The organism is Achromobacter sp. (assembly GCF_057314935.1).
Window position 1 is genome coordinate 33,677 of sequence record NZ_DBHKZA010000049.1, and the last position, 15,228, is coordinate 48,904.

General features: G+C 66.9%; 11 protein-coding genes. 10 read left to right on the forward strand and 1 reads right to left on the reverse strand.

Translation table 11 applies throughout. From position 1 onward, the window contains the following. Window positions 1-172 precede the first annotated feature (172 nt). Complete coding sequence (locus tag ACO6D5_RS18530) at window positions 173-655, forward strand: dihydrofolate reductase (RefSeq protein WP_485826165.1); 483 nt, start codon at window positions 173-175, stop codon at window positions 653-655. Window positions 656-752: 97 nt separating this feature from the next. Here the strand turns inward: ACO6D5_RS18530 and ACO6D5_RS18535 are convergent, their stop codons facing one another. Further along, window positions 753-2,171, reverse strand: a complete 1,419-nt coding sequence (locus ACO6D5_RS18535) for an aminotransferase-like domain-containing protein (RefSeq protein WP_485826166.1) — start codon at window positions 2,169-2,171, stop codon at window positions 753-755. Window positions 2,172-2,332: 161 nt separating this feature from the next. On the opposite strand from ACO6D5_RS18535, the gene aptA reads away from it, so the two are divergent. From aptA to ACO6D5_RS18580, 9 genes are all read left to right on the forward strand, one after another. Continuing rightward, window positions 2,333-3,658, forward strand: coding sequence for an omega-aminotransferase AptA (gene aptA / locus ACO6D5_RS18540; protein WP_485826167.1), 1,326 nt, complete (start codon window positions 2,333-2,335; stop codon window positions 3,656-3,658). Window positions 3,659-3,773: 115 nt separating this feature from the next. Then, entirely contained in the window at window positions 3,774-5,267 is a 1,494-nt protein-coding gene (locus tag ACO6D5_RS18545) for a CoA-acylating methylmalonate-semialdehyde dehydrogenase (protein ID WP_315845749.1), read from the forward strand. 254 nt (window positions 5,268-5,521) lie between these two features. After that, window positions 5,522-7,030 carry a M81 family metallopeptidase gene (locus ACO6D5_RS18550; RefSeq protein WP_485826168.1) on the forward strand — a complete coding sequence of 503 codons (1,509 nt, stop codon included), beginning with the start codon at window positions 5,522-5,524 and terminating at the stop codon, window positions 7,028-7,030. A gap of 81 nt (window positions 7,031-7,111) precedes the next feature. Further along, a complete protein-coding gene (locus tag ACO6D5_RS18555) occupies window positions 7,112-8,677 on the forward strand; it encodes an ABC transporter substrate-binding protein (protein ID WP_485826169.1) in 1,566 nt (521 codons plus the stop codon). A 26-nt stretch (window positions 8,678-8,703) separates the two neighbouring features. Next, the gene (locus tag ACO6D5_RS18560) at window positions 8,704-9,645 is read left to right on the forward strand and encodes an ABC transporter permease (RefSeq protein WP_006226203.1); all 942 of its coding nucleotides are present in this window, start codon (window positions 8,704-8,706) and stop codon (window positions 9,643-9,645) included. A 9-nt stretch (window positions 9,646-9,654) separates the two neighbouring features. Then, window positions 9,655-10,560, forward strand: coding sequence for an ABC transporter permease subunit (locus tag ACO6D5_RS18565; protein WP_315845746.1), 906 nt, complete (start codon window positions 9,655-9,657; stop codon window positions 10,558-10,560). A 5-nt stretch (window positions 10,561-10,565) separates the two neighbouring features. Then, the gene (locus ACO6D5_RS18570; RefSeq protein WP_485826170.1) at window positions 10,566-12,257 is read left to right on the forward strand and encodes an ABC transporter ATP-binding protein; all 1,692 of its coding nucleotides are present in this window, start codon (window positions 10,566-10,568) and stop codon (window positions 12,255-12,257) included. A gap of 36 nt (window positions 12,258-12,293) precedes the next feature. Beyond that, on the forward strand, window positions 12,294-13,703 hold the full coding sequence (locus ACO6D5_RS18575; protein ID WP_485826171.1) for an amidase: 1,410 nt from the start codon (window positions 12,294-12,296) through the stop codon (window positions 13,701-13,703). A gap of 28 nt (window positions 13,704-13,731) precedes the next feature. Then, a complete protein-coding gene (locus tag ACO6D5_RS18580) occupies window positions 13,732-15,207 on the forward strand; it encodes a M81 family metallopeptidase (RefSeq protein WP_485826172.1) in 1,476 nt (491 codons plus the stop codon). Window positions 15,208-15,228: the final 21 nt, after the last annotated feature.

Here is a 15,228-nt window from a genome sequence, read left to right on the forward strand (position 1 = left end):
GTGCCGCCAGCCAGGTGCCGCCAGCCGGGTGTGGCCAGCGACGGGCGGCCGGTCGGATGCGGCTGGCCCGGGACGGTCGCCGAGGCGCGGCCGGCTGGCCCCGGCGGAATTTGCTACGCTTACGCCGTCTGATCGGCCGACTCCCGGCCGCCCCTACCCGTTGCCTGCCCGCATGCCCGCCAGCCTTACCCTGATCGTTGCCTATTCCGAGAACCGCGTCATCGGACGCGACAACACCTTGCCCTGGAAACTGCCGGGCGATCTGGCGCACTTCAAGCGCAGCACGCTGGGCCACCCCATCCTCATGGGCCGCAAGACCTGGGACTCACTGGGCCGCCCGTTGCCGGGCCGCAGCAACATCGTGATCAGCCGCAATCCGGATTTCGCGGCGCCCGGCGCAACCGTCGTGCCCACGCTGGAAGCCGCCCTCGCCGCCTGCGGCGAGGTGGAACAGGCGTTCGTGATCGGCGGCGCGCAGATCTACGCGCAGGCGCTGCCGCTGGCGCAACGGATACTGGCCACCGAAGTCCACGCCCAGGTCGAGGGCGATGCCTTCTTCCCACTGCTGCCCGCCTTCCAATGGAAGGAAACCGCGCGGGAAATCCAGCCCGCCGAAAACGGCTACGCGTACGACTTCGTCACCTACGAACGCTGAATTTTTGAAAAGCGCTGCGGCCTTGTGACGGTCGCGTGATGGGTTGCGCGCGAGATGTCGATGGCAATTACGCGATCAGCCCAGCGCGCTAAACCCGTCACGCCGCCCCCGCATTCCGGATGAACCGCCACAACGCCGGCGCCTCTGAGTACGCCACGTTGAACCGCACCCAAGGCGTATCCGCCTCATCGACTTCAAAGTAAGACCCCGGCGCCAGCCAAATACCGTCCTTCAGCGCCAATTCCGCCAGGCCGTTGGCGCCCCGTTCGCGCCACTGCCCGGCCACCTTGGCCCACAGGAACAGCCCGCCCTGCGGCCGCCCATGGATCTCGAACCCATGCTGCTGCATCTGGCCGGCCACCACGGTGTGCGCCTCGGCCAGCCGCTCGCGGGTGCGCGCGATGTGCGCGCGATAGCGTCCCTCGCGGATCACCTGGTGCACGATGCGCTCCATGATTTCCGGCGACGTCAGGCCCACCGCCATCTTGGTGCGCGCGATGTCGCGGGCCAGATCGCGATGCGCCACCACATAGCCCACCCGCACCGACGGACTGATGACCTTGGAGTAACCGCCCAGATAGATCACCCGCCGCGCCCCGTCCAGCGCAGCCAGCATCGGCGTCACGCCAGGCGCCAGGTCGCGGGAGATGTCGTCCTCGATCACCCACAGCCCGTGCCGTTCGGCCACCTGCAGGATGCGGAAGGCATTGGCCATCCCGATGCTGGCACCTGACGGATTCTGCAGCGCCGTATTGATGTACAGCGCGCGCGGCTGATGCTGGGCCACCACGCGCTCCAGCGCCTCGCAATCCAGCCCGTCTGCCGTGCGCGGCACCGCCACCACGCGCAGGCCCACCAGGCGCAGCAACTGCAGCAGGTTGGCATAGGCCGGCTGCTCCACCACCACGGTGTCGCCGGGCCGCAGCAGCGTGCGCGTCACCATGTCCAGGCCGTGCGACACGCCCTGGGTCAGCAGCACCTGGGACACTTCCACTTCCATGCCCTGGGCACTGAGGCTGGCCGCGATGGTCTCGCGCAGCGGCGCATAGCCATAGGGGTGTCCGTAGTTGGCGATGCGCATCGCCGGCACGCGCCCCATGTGGCGCAGCGCCAGATGCATGCCCTCTTCGTTCAGCCATTCCCCCGGCAGCCAGCCGCAACCTGATTTGATCGGGATGGAATGGTCCGCGAAGATGTCCGACAGCAGCCAACCCGCGTTCAGCCGTGGCGGCTCCCAGGACAGGGGTTCGCCCCGCCGCACGGGCGCGTCCGGCGAGGCCACCCGGTAACCCGCCCCCGGCCGCGCGGCCAGCCAGCCCTGCGACACCAGCCGGCTGTAGGCGCTGGCCACCGTGAACGTGCTGATACCGTACTGGCGCGCGAACTCGCGCACCGAGGGTAGGGACATACCCGGACGCAGCGTCTGTTCTTCAATGGCGCGCAAGATGGCCGCCACCAGTTGCTCGACCAGGGTCGGCGCAAGTCCACGGGCGCGGTTGGGCTGGAAATCGATCACGGAGAAAACTGTACAGTTAGACCACCTGCAACTATACAGTTAGCGGCATTTGCGCAGATCGTATATTTTCATTCCCCGCGGGACGTACCAGAATCATTCGAATCCCGGCGGCTGCGCCCTTTCCTTGCAAGCCCGCCGGTTGTCCATCCCCTGGAGCCGCCATGAACGCCCCCGCCGAGTTGCCCGACCTGTCCCATCTCTGGATGCCCTTTACTGCCAACAAGCAGTTCAAGGCGCACCCGCGCATGCTGGCAACGGCCAAAGGCATGTACTACACCTCGGCCGACGGCCGCCAGATCCTGGACGGCACCGCCGGCCTGTGGTGCGTCAACGCCGGCCACGGCCGCCAGGAAATCGTCGACGCGATTTCCCGCCAGGCCGGCATCATGGATTACGCGCCCGGCTTCCAGCTGGGCCACCCGCTGGCCTTCGAAGCCGCCACGGCCGTCGCCAGCTTCATGCCCCAGGGCCTGGACCGCGTCTTCTTCACGAACTCCGGCTCCGAGTCCGTCGATACGTCCCTGAAAATCGCACTGGCTTATCACCGCGCCCGCGGCGAAGGCCAGCGCACCCGCCTGATCGGCCGCGAGCGCGGCTATCACGGCGTGGGCTTCGGCGGCATCTCGGTCGGCGGCATCTCGACCAACCGCAAGACCTTCTCCGGCGCGCTGCTGCCCGCCGTGGACCACTTGCCGCACACCCACAACCTGGAGCAAAACGCCTATTCCAAGGGCCAGCCCGCCTGGGGCGCCCACCTGGCCGACGAGCTGGAACGCATCATCGCGCTGCACGACGCCTCCACCATTGCCGCCGTCATCGTCGAACCGATGGCCGGGTCCACGGGCGTGCTGATTCCGCCCAAGGGCTACCTGGAAAAGCTGCGCGAGATCACGTCCAAGCACGGCATCCTGCTGATTTTCGACGAAGTCATCACCGCTTACGGCCGCCTGGGCGCCGCCACGGCCTCCGAGTTCTTCGGCGTGACGCCGGACATCATCGCCATGGCCAAGGGCGTCAGCAACGCCGCGGTGCCGGCCGGCGCGGTCGCGGTCAAGCGCGACGTGCACGACGCCATCGTCAACGGCCCGGCGGGCGGCATCGAGTTCTTCCACGGCTACACCTATTCGGCGCATCCGCTGGCCGCCGCCGCCATCCTGGCGACGCTGGACATCTACCGCCGCGAAGACCTGTTCGCCCGCGCCCGCAAGCTTTCCGGCGCCTTCCAGGAAGCCGTGCACGGCCTGAAGGGCGCGCCGCACGTCATCGACGTGCGCAACCTGGGCCTGGTGGCCGGCATCGAACTCTCGCCGCGCGCAGGCGCGCCGGGCGCCCGGGCCAGCGAAGTCTTCCAGAAGTGCTTCGACAGCGGCCTGATGGTGCGCTACACGGGCGACATCATCGCCGTTTCGCCTCCGCTGATCATCGAAGAGGCCCAGATCGGCCAGATCTTCGAACAGATCGGCAAGGTCCTGAAAGAGATCGCTTGAGGAACATGGCGAGCCCCCTGCCGCGGCGCCGCCGCGCAACCTGACCCTGTCCCGCGGGCGGCCGATGGCCGCCCTCGGACGTTTTTGAAGAATCCCGCTTTTCGAGCTCCCTCACATGAAGAAGATCTCCCATTTCATCAACGGCCAGCACTATGACGGCCGCAGCAGCCGCTACGCCGACGGCTTCAACCCCGCCACCGGCGAGATCTGCTCCTCGGTTCCGCTGGCCTCCACTGAAGACGTCGCGACGGCCGTGGCCGCCGCCAAGGCCGCGTTCCCGGCCTGGTCCGAAACGCCGGCGCTCAAGCGCGCCCGCATCCTGTTCAACTTCAAGGCGCTGCTGGACAAGCACCAGGACGAACTGGCCGAACTGATCACCCGCGAACATGGCAAGGTCTTCTCCGACGCCAAGGGCGAGGTGATGCGCGGCATCGAAATCGTCGAATTCGCCTGCGGCATCCCGCAACTGCTCAAGGGCCAGTACTCCGACCAGATCGGCGGCGGCATCGACAACTGGAGCATGCGCCAGCCCCTGGGCGTGGTCGCCGGCGTCACGCCGTTCAACTTCCCGATGATGGTGCCGTGCTGGATGTTCCCCGTGGCCATCGCCTGCGGCAACACCTTCGTGCTCAAACCGTCGGAACGCGATCCCTCGGCGTCGCTGCGCCTGGCTGAATTGCTGACGGAAGCCGGCCTTCCCGGCGGCGTCTTCAACGTCGTGCATGGCGACAAGCAGGCCGTGGACGCCCTGATCGCGCATCCCGACGTCGAAGCCCTGTCCTTCGTGGGTTCGACTCCGATCGCCGAATACATCTATTCCGAAGGCACCAAGCGCGGCAAGCGCGTGCAGGCCCTGGGCGGCGCCAAGAACCATCTGGTGGTCATGCCTGACGCCGACCTGGACCAGGTCACCGACGCGCTGATGGGAGCGGCCTATGGCTCGGCCGGCGAGCGCTGCATGGCGATCTCGGTAGCCGTGGTGGTCGGCGACGTGGCCGACAAGGTCGTCGAACGCCTGATCCCGCGCGTGAAGGCGCTGATCGTCAAGGACGGCATGCAGGCGGATGCCGAAATGGGCCCGCTGGTGACCTCGCAGCATCGCAACAAGGTCATGGGCTACATCGAAGACGGCATCGCGTCTGGCGCCGACATGGTCGTGGACGGACGCGGCCTGACCGTGCCCGGCAACGAGCGCGGCTTCTTCCTGGGCGGCACGCTGTTCGACAACGTCAAGCCCGCCATGAACATCTACCGCGAAGAGATCTTCGGCCCCGTGCTGTGCATCGTCCGCGTGCCCGACTTCGCCAGCGCGGTCGACCTCATCAACGCGCATGAATTCGGCAACGGCGTAGCCTGCTTCACGTCCGACGGCGGCGTCGCGCGCGCCTTTGCGCGCCAGATCAAGGTGGGCATGGTCGGTATCAACGTACCGATCCCCGTGCCCATGGCGTGGCATTCTTTCGGCGGATGGAAGCGTTCGCTGTTCGGCGACCATCACGCTTACGGCGAAGAAGGCATCCGCTTCTACTCCCGCTACAAGAGCGTGATGCAGCGTTGGCCGGACAGCATCGCCAAGGGCGCGGAATTCACGATGCCCGTGGCTAAGTGAGCCCACCCCCGAAGCGCTGCGCGCTCCCCCCTGAGGCGGGCCCCCCTCAAGGGGGCGCCGCTGCGGACCGGCAGAGCCGGATCCGCGCGGCCCCGCTTGGGGAGGTTTTGCCAGATCGTGACGCGGTGCCCAACCCGTGGATCGCGGGGCTTGAGCCAGCACCACGGGAGTACTGACTTAAGCGCGGGAGTACTGACTTAGGCACGCCGTCGTTCCCGCGCCTTCCGAACATCAAGACGACAAGGGGATGCCAGATGCGCATCGGGATTGGCGGTTTTCAGCACGAGACCAATACGTTCGCGCCCTCGCGCGCCACGTGGGAAGACTTTGCCGAGAAGGGCGGAGGCTGGCCCCGCCTTGTCAGCGGGCCCGCGATGTTCGCCGCCGTCGCCGGCGCGAACATTCCTGTGGCGGGCTTCATCGAAGCCATGGGGCAGCACACGCTGGTGCCCACCACCTGGGCCGCCGCCAGCCCGTCGGGGCCGGTCACCCGGGACGCGTTCGAACGCATCAGCGCGATGATCCTTCAAGGCTTGTCGGCGGCGATGCCGCTGGACGGCGTATACCTGGACCTGCACGGCGCCATGGTCACCGAACACCTGGACGACGGCGAAGGCGAACTGCTCAAGCGCGTGCGGGAACTCGTCGGGCCCCACGTGCCTGTGGTCGCCAGCCTGGACCTGCACGCCAACGTGACCCGCGCCATGGTGCGCCACGCCGACGCGCTGGTCTGCTACCGCACCTATCCCCACATCGACATGGCCGAGACTGGGCAGCGCGCGGCAGCGCTGCTGTCATTGCGGCTGGCCGGCGTGCCGCGGCCCTATGCATCGCTGCGCACCCTGCCCTACCTGATTTCGCTGTGCTGGCAGTCCACCGATATCGAACCCTCGCGCAGCCTGTACGAACTGGTGGGCGAGATCGAATCGCGCGGCGCGACGAGCCTGTCGTTCGCCACGGGCTTTCCCGCCGCAGACTTCCCCGAATGCGCGCCGACGGTATGGGCCTACGGCACTACGCAGGCCGACGCCGACGCGGCAGCCGCGGAAATGGCGCGCGCCGTGCTGAACGCCGAACGCGACTTCGGCGGCAGGCTCTACACCCCCGACGAAGCCGTGCAGGAAGCCATGCGGCTGGCGCAAGACGCCCGCAAGCCCGTCGTTATCGCCGACGCGCAGGACAACCCCGGCGCGGGCGGCAGTTCCGACACCACCGGCGTGCTGCGCGCGCTGATCCGGCACGATGCGCGCGATGCTTCCATCGGTCTGATCGTGGACCCGGCCGCCGCGCTCGCCGCGCACCGCGCGGGCGTCGGCAATAAAGTCCGGATTGCACTGGGTGGACACTCGGGTATTCCCGACGACGAACCGCTGGACAGCGAATTCATTGTCGAGAAAACTTCAGACGGGCGCTTCGATACGCACGGCGCGTTCTACCGCGGATTCCACATGGACCTGGGCCCCAGCGCCTGCCTGCGTGTGGGCGGGGTGCGCATCATCGTCGCCTCAAACAAGGTGCAGATGGCAGACCAGGAGATGTTCCGGTTCGCGGGCGTCGAACCCTCGCGCGCGGCGATTCTGGTGGTGAAGAGTTCGGCGCACTTCCGTGCGGATTTCACGTCTATCGCGCAGACGATCCTGGTGTGCGCCGCCCCCGGCTCCATGCTGATGGATGCGGCAAAACAACCATGGACACGGTTGCGTCCCGGCATCAGAATGGCGCCTTGCGGACCGGAGTTTTCGGGCCGGCCCGCGACAGCCTGACCCTCGCACGCCGCCCTCGCGCGGCGCGTTAACGACGTAGCGGCCGATAGTGCCGCTCACTACGCTTCAAGGGGAATCTCCATGCTCAAGTTTGTCCGAGCGGCCGCGCTGGCCGGTGCAACGCTGATGATGGCTCACGGCGCTTACGCCGAAACCGTCATCAAGTCCGTCATGCACTCGCCCCTGCGGTTGACCGATCCGCACGCCACCACCGCGTACATCACGACGTGGCACGGCTACATGATCTACGACACCTTGCTGGCCACCGACGCCGACAACAAGATCCAGCCCCAGATGCTGGAAAAGTGGGAGGTCTCGCCCGACGGCAAGACCTACACGATGACGTTGCGCGCGGGCCAGAAATGGCATGACGGCAAGCCCGTGACGTCCGAAGACTGCGTAGCGTCGATCAAGCGCTGGGCGGCAGGCGACGGCATGGGCCGCACCCTGCTGAAGTTCACCGACAAGATCGAAGTCATCGACGACAACAGCTTTCGCATCGTCATGAAGGAACCCACGGACCTGGCCCTGCGCGCCCTGTCCAAGCCCACCGGCACCGCACCGTTCATGATGCCCAAGCGCATCGCCGAACAGGCCATCGGCCAGCCGATCACCGACATGACCGGTTCGGGCCCGTTCAAGGTCATCGAATTCAAGCCCGGCGTGAAGACCGTCTACGCCAAGAACGCCGACTATGTGCCGCGCAAAGAGCCCGCAAGCGGCCTGGCCGGCGGCAAGGTCGTGAACGTGGACAAGGTCGAATGGGACGTCATGCCTGACGCCCTGACGACCGCCAACGCGCTGCTGGGCGGCGAAATCGATTTCGTCGAGCAATTCCCGTACGACCTGCTGCCGATGATCGAAGGCAACAAGGACCTGAAGGAAGAGTCGCTCAGCCCGGTCGGCTACTTCACGATGTACCGCTTCAACTTCAAGCACCCGCCCTTCAACAACAAGAAGATCCGCCAGGCCGCGATGTACGCCATCGGCCAGGAAGACGTGATGAAGGCGCTGGTCGGCAATCCGAAATACTGGAAGACGTGCGCCTCGCTGTGGGGTTGCGGCACGCCGATGGAATCCGATATCGGCAAGGACGTGGTCGTCCCGTCGAACATCGAAAAGGCGAAGGCGCTGCTGAAGGAAGCGGGTTACGACAACACGCCCATCCTCGTCATGCACGCAACCGACGTGGGCACGCTGTCCGCCCAGCCGGTGGTGATGGCCCAGGCGCTGCGCAAGGCCGGCTTCAACGTCAACCTGGCCGCGATGGACTGGCAAAGCGTGGCCACCCGGCGCGCCTCCAAGGCCGCGCCGGCTGAAGGCGGCTGGAACATCCACAACACCAACTGGTACGCCACTGACGTGATGGACCCGGTCCGCTCCGCGCCCGCCGCCGCCAATGGCGACAACGCGTGGTTCGGCTGGCCCGACTTCCCGCAGGTGGAAGAACTGCGCACCAAGTTCGCCTTGACGTCCGACCCTGCCGAGCAGAAGAAGATCGCCGACGAACTGCAGCGCATCGGCATCGACGAAGGCCTGTACGTGCCGCTGGGCCAGATGTCCGTGCCCACCGTCTACTCGACCAAGCTCTCCGGCCTGGTGCATGCACCGGTCTTCGCGTTCTGGAACGTCAAAAAAGCCCCTTAAAGGGCAAGTAGTTCAGGGGGAAATACATGCTGGCATTCGTCTCACGCCGGCTCCTCGCGACCATCCCCGTTCTGGTGATGGTCGCGGTGGTGGTCTTCGCGATATTGCGTTTCAGCCCGGGAGATCCGGCCATCATCATGGCAGGCGACGGCGCCACGCCTGAACGTATCGCCCAGATACAACAGACGATGGGCCTGGACCAACCGGTCATCAAGCAGTTCTTCATCTGGGGCGGCAAGCTCCTGCAAGGCGACCTGGGCACTTCGCTCATGTCCGGCGTACCGGTCACCAAACTGATCGCGCAACGCCTCGAACCCTCGCTGAGCCTGGCGGTGCTGACCCTGCTGTTCACCCTCGTCGTCGCCATTCCGCTGGGCATCCTGGCGGCGTGGCGGCAGGGCAAGCTGCTGGACCGCGCCGTGATGGGCTTTTCGGTGCTGGGCTTCTCGGTGCCGGTGTTCGTCACGGGCTACCTGCTGATCTGGCTCTTCGCCATCAAGCTGGGCTGGTTCAACGTGCAGGGCTACGTGCCGCTGGAAAAGGGCTTCTGGCTCTATCTGCACCGGCTCATCCTGCCATCGCTCGCCTTGTCCACGGTCTACGTGGCGCTGATCGCGCGCATCACGCGCACCAGCGTCATCGAGGTCATGGGCGAAGACTTCATCCGCACCGCCCGCTCCAAGGGCCTGGGTGAAACCGGCGTGCTGCTTGGCCATGCGCTGCGCAATGCCGCCGTGCCCATCGCCACGGTGGTGGGCCTGGGCATCGCGCTCCTGATCAGCGGCGTGGTGGTGACCGAATCGGTGTTCAACATCCCCGGCCTGGGCAGGCTGGTGGTGGAAGCCGTGCTGGCACGCGACTATCCCGTCATCCAGGGGCTGACGCTGTTCTTCGCGTTCGTCTACGTGTTCATCAATCTGGTTGTCGATTGCGCCTACACGGTGTTCGACCCGCGTATCCGATACTGAGGCCGCCCCATGCAAACGCCAACCGACGCCGCCGTGCAAGCGGCCGCCGACCTTCCCGGAGGCGGCAACCCTCAAGTCACCGCCTGGCGGCAAATCCGCCAGGGCTTAAAAAGCTGGCCGGTCATGCTGGCGCTGGTGGTGCTGGTCGCCATCGTCGCCATCGCGCTGTTCGCCCCGCTCCTGGGCACGGTAGACCCTACGTTCATCAACCCGGGCGCGCGGCTCAAGCAGCCCTTCACCGACTATCTGCTTGGCACCGACGCCTTCGGCCGCGACGTCTGGTCGCGCGTGGCCTACGGCGCCCGCATCTCGCTGATCGCGGGCCTGGGCGCCGCCGTCGTCAGCGTCGCCATCGGACTGGTCATCGGCGTGATCGCCGGCTGGTTCCGAACGCTGGACGGGTTCATCATGCGCACGATGGACGCCATCATGGCGATCCCCGGCATCCTGCTGGCGATCGCCCTGGTCTCGGTCACCGGCGCCAGCATCACGACCGTGCTGGTCGCCATCACCATCCCCGAGATCCCGCGGGTGGTGCGGCTGGTGCGCGGGCAGATCCTGACGGTGCGCGGCGAACCCTATGTCGAAGCCGCTCTGGCGCTGGGCACGCCGCTGCCGCTGCTGCTGTGGCGCCACATGGTGCCCAGCACCATCGCGCCGCTGACCGTGCAGGGCACGTACGTGTTCGCGTCCGCCATGCTGACCGAAGCCATCCTGAGCTTCCTGGGCGCGGGCATCCCGCCTGAAATCGCCTCGTGGGGCAACATCATGTCCGAAGGCCGCATGTACTTCCGCATGCTGCCCGGCCTGATTCTCTTTCCCGGCCTGTTCCTGTCGCTGACGGTGCTCAGCGTGAACATCCTGGGCGACGCCCTGCGCGATGCGCTGGACCCCAAAATGGTGCGCAGGATCTGATGCCGATGACTTATTCCCCCACTCCCCCTGCGGGCGACACGTCGTCCGCCATCCTGGCCATCCGCAACCTGTCGGTGGAAGTCGGCGGCGCGGGCAACCGCGTCGTGCGCAACCTGAGCCTGGACGTGCATGCCGGTGAAACCGTGTGCGTCGTCGGCGAATCCGGTTCGGGCAAGTCCGTCACGTCGCTGGCCGTGATGGGCCTGCTGCCGCCGGGCGTCCTGTCCATCAGCGCCGGCTCCATCCGCGTCGAAGGCGAAGACGTGGCCACGGCCTCGCAACGCCGGCTGCGCGAAATGCGCGCGACCCGCATGGCGATGGTGTTCCAGGAACCCATGACCGCGCTGAACCCCGTGCATACGGTGGGCAAGCAGGTCGACGAAGTCCTGCGCCTGCACCGCAGGAACATGAACGCGGCGGAACGCCGCGCCAAGGTGCTGGACATGTTCCGATCGGTGCACCTGCCGGACGTCGAACGCATCTTCGACGCCTATCCCCACCAGCTGTCCGGCGGCCAGCGCCAGCGCATCGTGATCGCGATGGCGCTGATCCTGGAACCCAAGCTGCTGATCGCCGACGAGCCCACGACCGCCTTGGACGTGACGACGCAAAAGCAGATCCTGGCACTGATCAAGGAACTGCAGGTCAAGCACCAGACCGCCGTGCTGTTCATCACGCATGACTTCGGCGTGGTCGCCGAGATCGCGGACCGCATCGTCGTGATGAACCGCGGGGACCTGATCGAAAGCGGCACCCGCAACGAGATCCTGGCCGAACCCAAGCAGTCCTATACCCGGCGCCTGGTGTCGTCCGTGCCCAGCCTGGTGCCTACTCGCCGCGACGCGCCCGATGGGCAACTGGTCCTGCACGTCAAAGGACTGGGCCGCACCTACGCCGGCAAGCATTCGCTGTTTTCCCGCAAGGCGGCGCAAAACGTCATCGCCGCCACCGATGTGAACCTGACGCTGCGCAAAGGCGAGATCCTGGGCATCGTCGGAGAATCCGGCTCGGGCAAGTCCACGGTGGCGCGCTGCATCGTGCGCCTGATCGAACCCACCGCCGGCCATATGATGATGGGCGGCGAAGACCTGAGCACGTTGTCGGGCTCCGCGCTGCGCCCCGTGCGCCGCCGCATCCAGATCGTGTTCCAGGACCCCTACCGCTCGCTCAACCCGCGCCGCACGGTAGGCGAATCCATCATCGAAGGCCTGCTCAACTTCGGCATGCCGCGCGAACAGGCGCTCAAGCGCGCGGGCGAAACGCTGACCGTCGTGGGCCTGAGCCCGGACGCGATGCAGCGCTATCCGCACCAGTTCTCCGGCGGCCAGCGCCAGCGCATCTGCATCGCGCGCGCGCTTGTCATGGACCCGGAGATCCTGGTCGCAGACGAAGCCGTATCGGCCCTGGACGTGTCGGTGCAGGCGCAGGTGCTGGAGCTGCTGGAGCAAGTGCGCCAGCGCACCGGCGTCGGCGTGCTGTTCATCACGCACGACCTGCGCGTGGCCGCGCAGATCTGCGACACCATCATGGTCATGCAGCGCGGCAAGGTGGTCGAGACCGGCTCCGCCGAAACCGTGCTGACCGAGCCGCGCCACGAATACACCCGCGCCCTGATCGACGCGGCGCCCGGACGCGACTGGGACTTCCGCAATTTCCAGCCTGTCGCGGCCACCCTGGCGCACGCGCCAGCGCCTTGATGCCCTGATTGCCCTCATCCGCACACTGGAACCGAGATGCCACAACCGCATGAATTGTCCGCCCAGGAACTGCTGCACGCCTACCGCAACAAGACCCTGTCGCCCGTTGAAGCCACGCGCTCGGTGCTGGAGCACATCGAGCGCTGGGAACCGCACCTGAAAGCCACCTACGCGCTGGACCCGGAAGGCGCGCTGGCGATGGCTCGGGCGTCCGAGGCCCGCTGGATGAAAGGCGAACCGCAGTCCGCAGGCGGCTACACGCTGGACGGCGTGCCCGCCACCATCAAAGAAAACATCGCCACCCGCGGCACGCCCATTCCGCTGGGCACTGCCGCCACCGACCTGACCCCGGCCGCCGCCGACGCGCCGCCTGCCGCCCGCATGCGCGAAGCCGGCGCGGTGCTGCTGGGCAAGACCACCATGCCCGACTACGGCATGCTGTCCTCGGGTCTGTCCAGCTTCCATGAACTGACGCGCAACCCCTGGGACCTGTCCAAGAATCCCGGCGGCTCCAGCGCGGGGGCCGGCGCCGCGGCGGCGGCCGGGTATGGCCCGTTGCACGTCGGCACCGACATCGGCGGCTCGGTGCGCCTGCCGGCCGCCTGGTGCGGCATCGCCACGCTCAAGCCCAGCCTGGGCCGCATCCCGATCGACCCGCCGTTCATGGGCCGCTGCGCCGGCCCCATGACCCGCACCATTACGGATGCCGCGCTGATGATGGGCGTGCTGTCGCAGCCGGACGCACGCGACCACATGAGTCTGCCGTTCCAGGACTTCGACTGGCTTAACCTGGCCCAAGACGTGCGCGGCCTGCGCATCGGCCTGTTGATGGACGCCGGCTGCGGCCTGCCGTTGGACCCCGAAGTGCGCGACGCGGTGCAAGCTGCGGCGCAAGCCTTCGAGGCCGCCGGTGCCATCGTCACCCCCATGCTGCCGTGGATGACGCCCGACATGCTGGACGGCGTGGACCGCTTCTGGCGCACGCGCTCGGCGATCGACCTGGCCGCGCTGCCCGAGGCGCGCCGCGCGAAGATCCTGCCGTTCATCCGGACCTGGGCGGAAAGCGGCGGCGGCCAATCCGGCGAAGCCGTGTTCCGCAGCTACTACGAAACGCTGAACGTGCGCGCCAAGACCGTCGCGGCCTGCGCCCCGTTCGACTACGTGCTGTCGCCCGTCGCGCCCGTGGTGGCCTACAACGCCGAATGGCCGTCGCCCACCAATGAAGTCGCCACCACCATGCACCACATCGGCTTTACGCTGCCCTTCAACATGAGCGAACAGCCCGCCGCCTCGGTCAATTGCGGCTACACGCGGGCCGGGCTGCCCATCGGGCTGCAGATCGCCGGCGCGCGTTTCGACGACCTGGGCGTGCTGCGCGTGGCGCGCGCCTGGGAGCAGATGCGCCCCGCCCAGCATCCGTGGCCCCAGCCGCCCCAAGCAAACTGACTTTCCACAGCAACCCACAGGAATCCCCATGCGTTGGCTATTGGCAATGATCAAGCACGAAACGAATACGTATTCGCCCGTGCCGACCCCGCTTGAACGCTTTTTCCGCGGCAGCCCCGAAATTCTGGAGGGCGAGCGCGCCATCAAGGCCTACGAGAACACCGACAGCGGACTGGGCGGCTATATCGAAGTCGCCCGCCGCGAAGGCGCCCAGATCGTAGTGCCGGTAGCGGCGGAATCCTGGCCCAGCGGCCCCGCCAGCGCCGAGACGCATGAACGGCTGTGCAAGCTGGTCCTGGACCAGGTCAAGCTGGGGGGCTTCGACGCGATCTTGCTGGACCTGCACGGCGCCATGGTCGCCGAGGGCGTGGAAGACGCCGAAGGCGACCTGCTGCGCCGCCTGCGCGAGATCGATCCCAAGACGCCGGTGGCCGTCACGCTGGACATGCACGCGAACATCTACGACGACATCGTGGACAACGCCACCGTCATCAGCGGCTTCCACACCTATCCGCACGTGGACATTCGCGAGGCCGGCGTCCGCGCCGCCAACGTGATCGTGCGCACGCTCAAGGGTGAGATCAAGCCCGTGATGAGCTGGGCCAACAAGCCCATGCTGCCGCACATCATGTGCCAGGGCACCCATGCCGCGCCCAACAAGCCCTTGCAGGAACGCTGCAAGGAACTGGAGGCCAACGGCGTGCTGGCGGCGTCCGTCTTCGTGGGCTTCCCGCATGCCGACATCCGCGAAGCCGGCCTGAGCGCCGTCGTCTGTACGGACGGCAAGCCGGAAGAAGCGCGGCAGTACCGCGACGAGCTCCTTGAGCGCGCCTGGGCCGGCCGCGCGGACTGGGTATTCCACCCCGAACCGCTCTCGCCCACCATCGCGCGCGCAAAGTCGATTGAACAGGGCCCCGTCGTCTTGCTGGACCACTTCGACAACACCGGCTCCGGCGGCACCATGGACACCACCGCCGTGCTGGCCGAGGTGCTGCGCCAGGAACTGGACAACGTCGTCTTCTACGCCATCTGCGACCCGGAGGCCGCGCGACAGGCCGCGGCTGCCGGCGTGGGCAACACCATCACCCTGAAGCTGGGCGGCAAGCTGCCCATGCCCGCCATCAAGCAAGCCAGCGAACCGCTGGAAGTCACCGGCCGCGTGAAACTGGTGTTCGATGGCGTCTACCTGAACCGCGGCCCCATGTACCGCGGCGTGCGCAACGACACCGGGCTGACCGTCGTCATCGACACGGGCCGCGTGGAGATCATCGTGGTGTCCCGTCACCAGGAGCCCTTCGACATCAATTGCCTGCTGTCGGCCGGGGTCGATCCGCTGCAAAAGCGGTACGTGGTGCTGAAAAGCCGCGTGCACTGGCGAGCGGGCTTCTCGGACATGGCGACCGAGGTGATCGAATGCACTGGGGTGGGCGTCACCACGTCCGACTACGGCCAGCTGGATTTCAAGCACGTGCGGCGTCCGATTTACCCGTTGGATCCGCTGTAAACCGCCGTCAGATCAACGCCA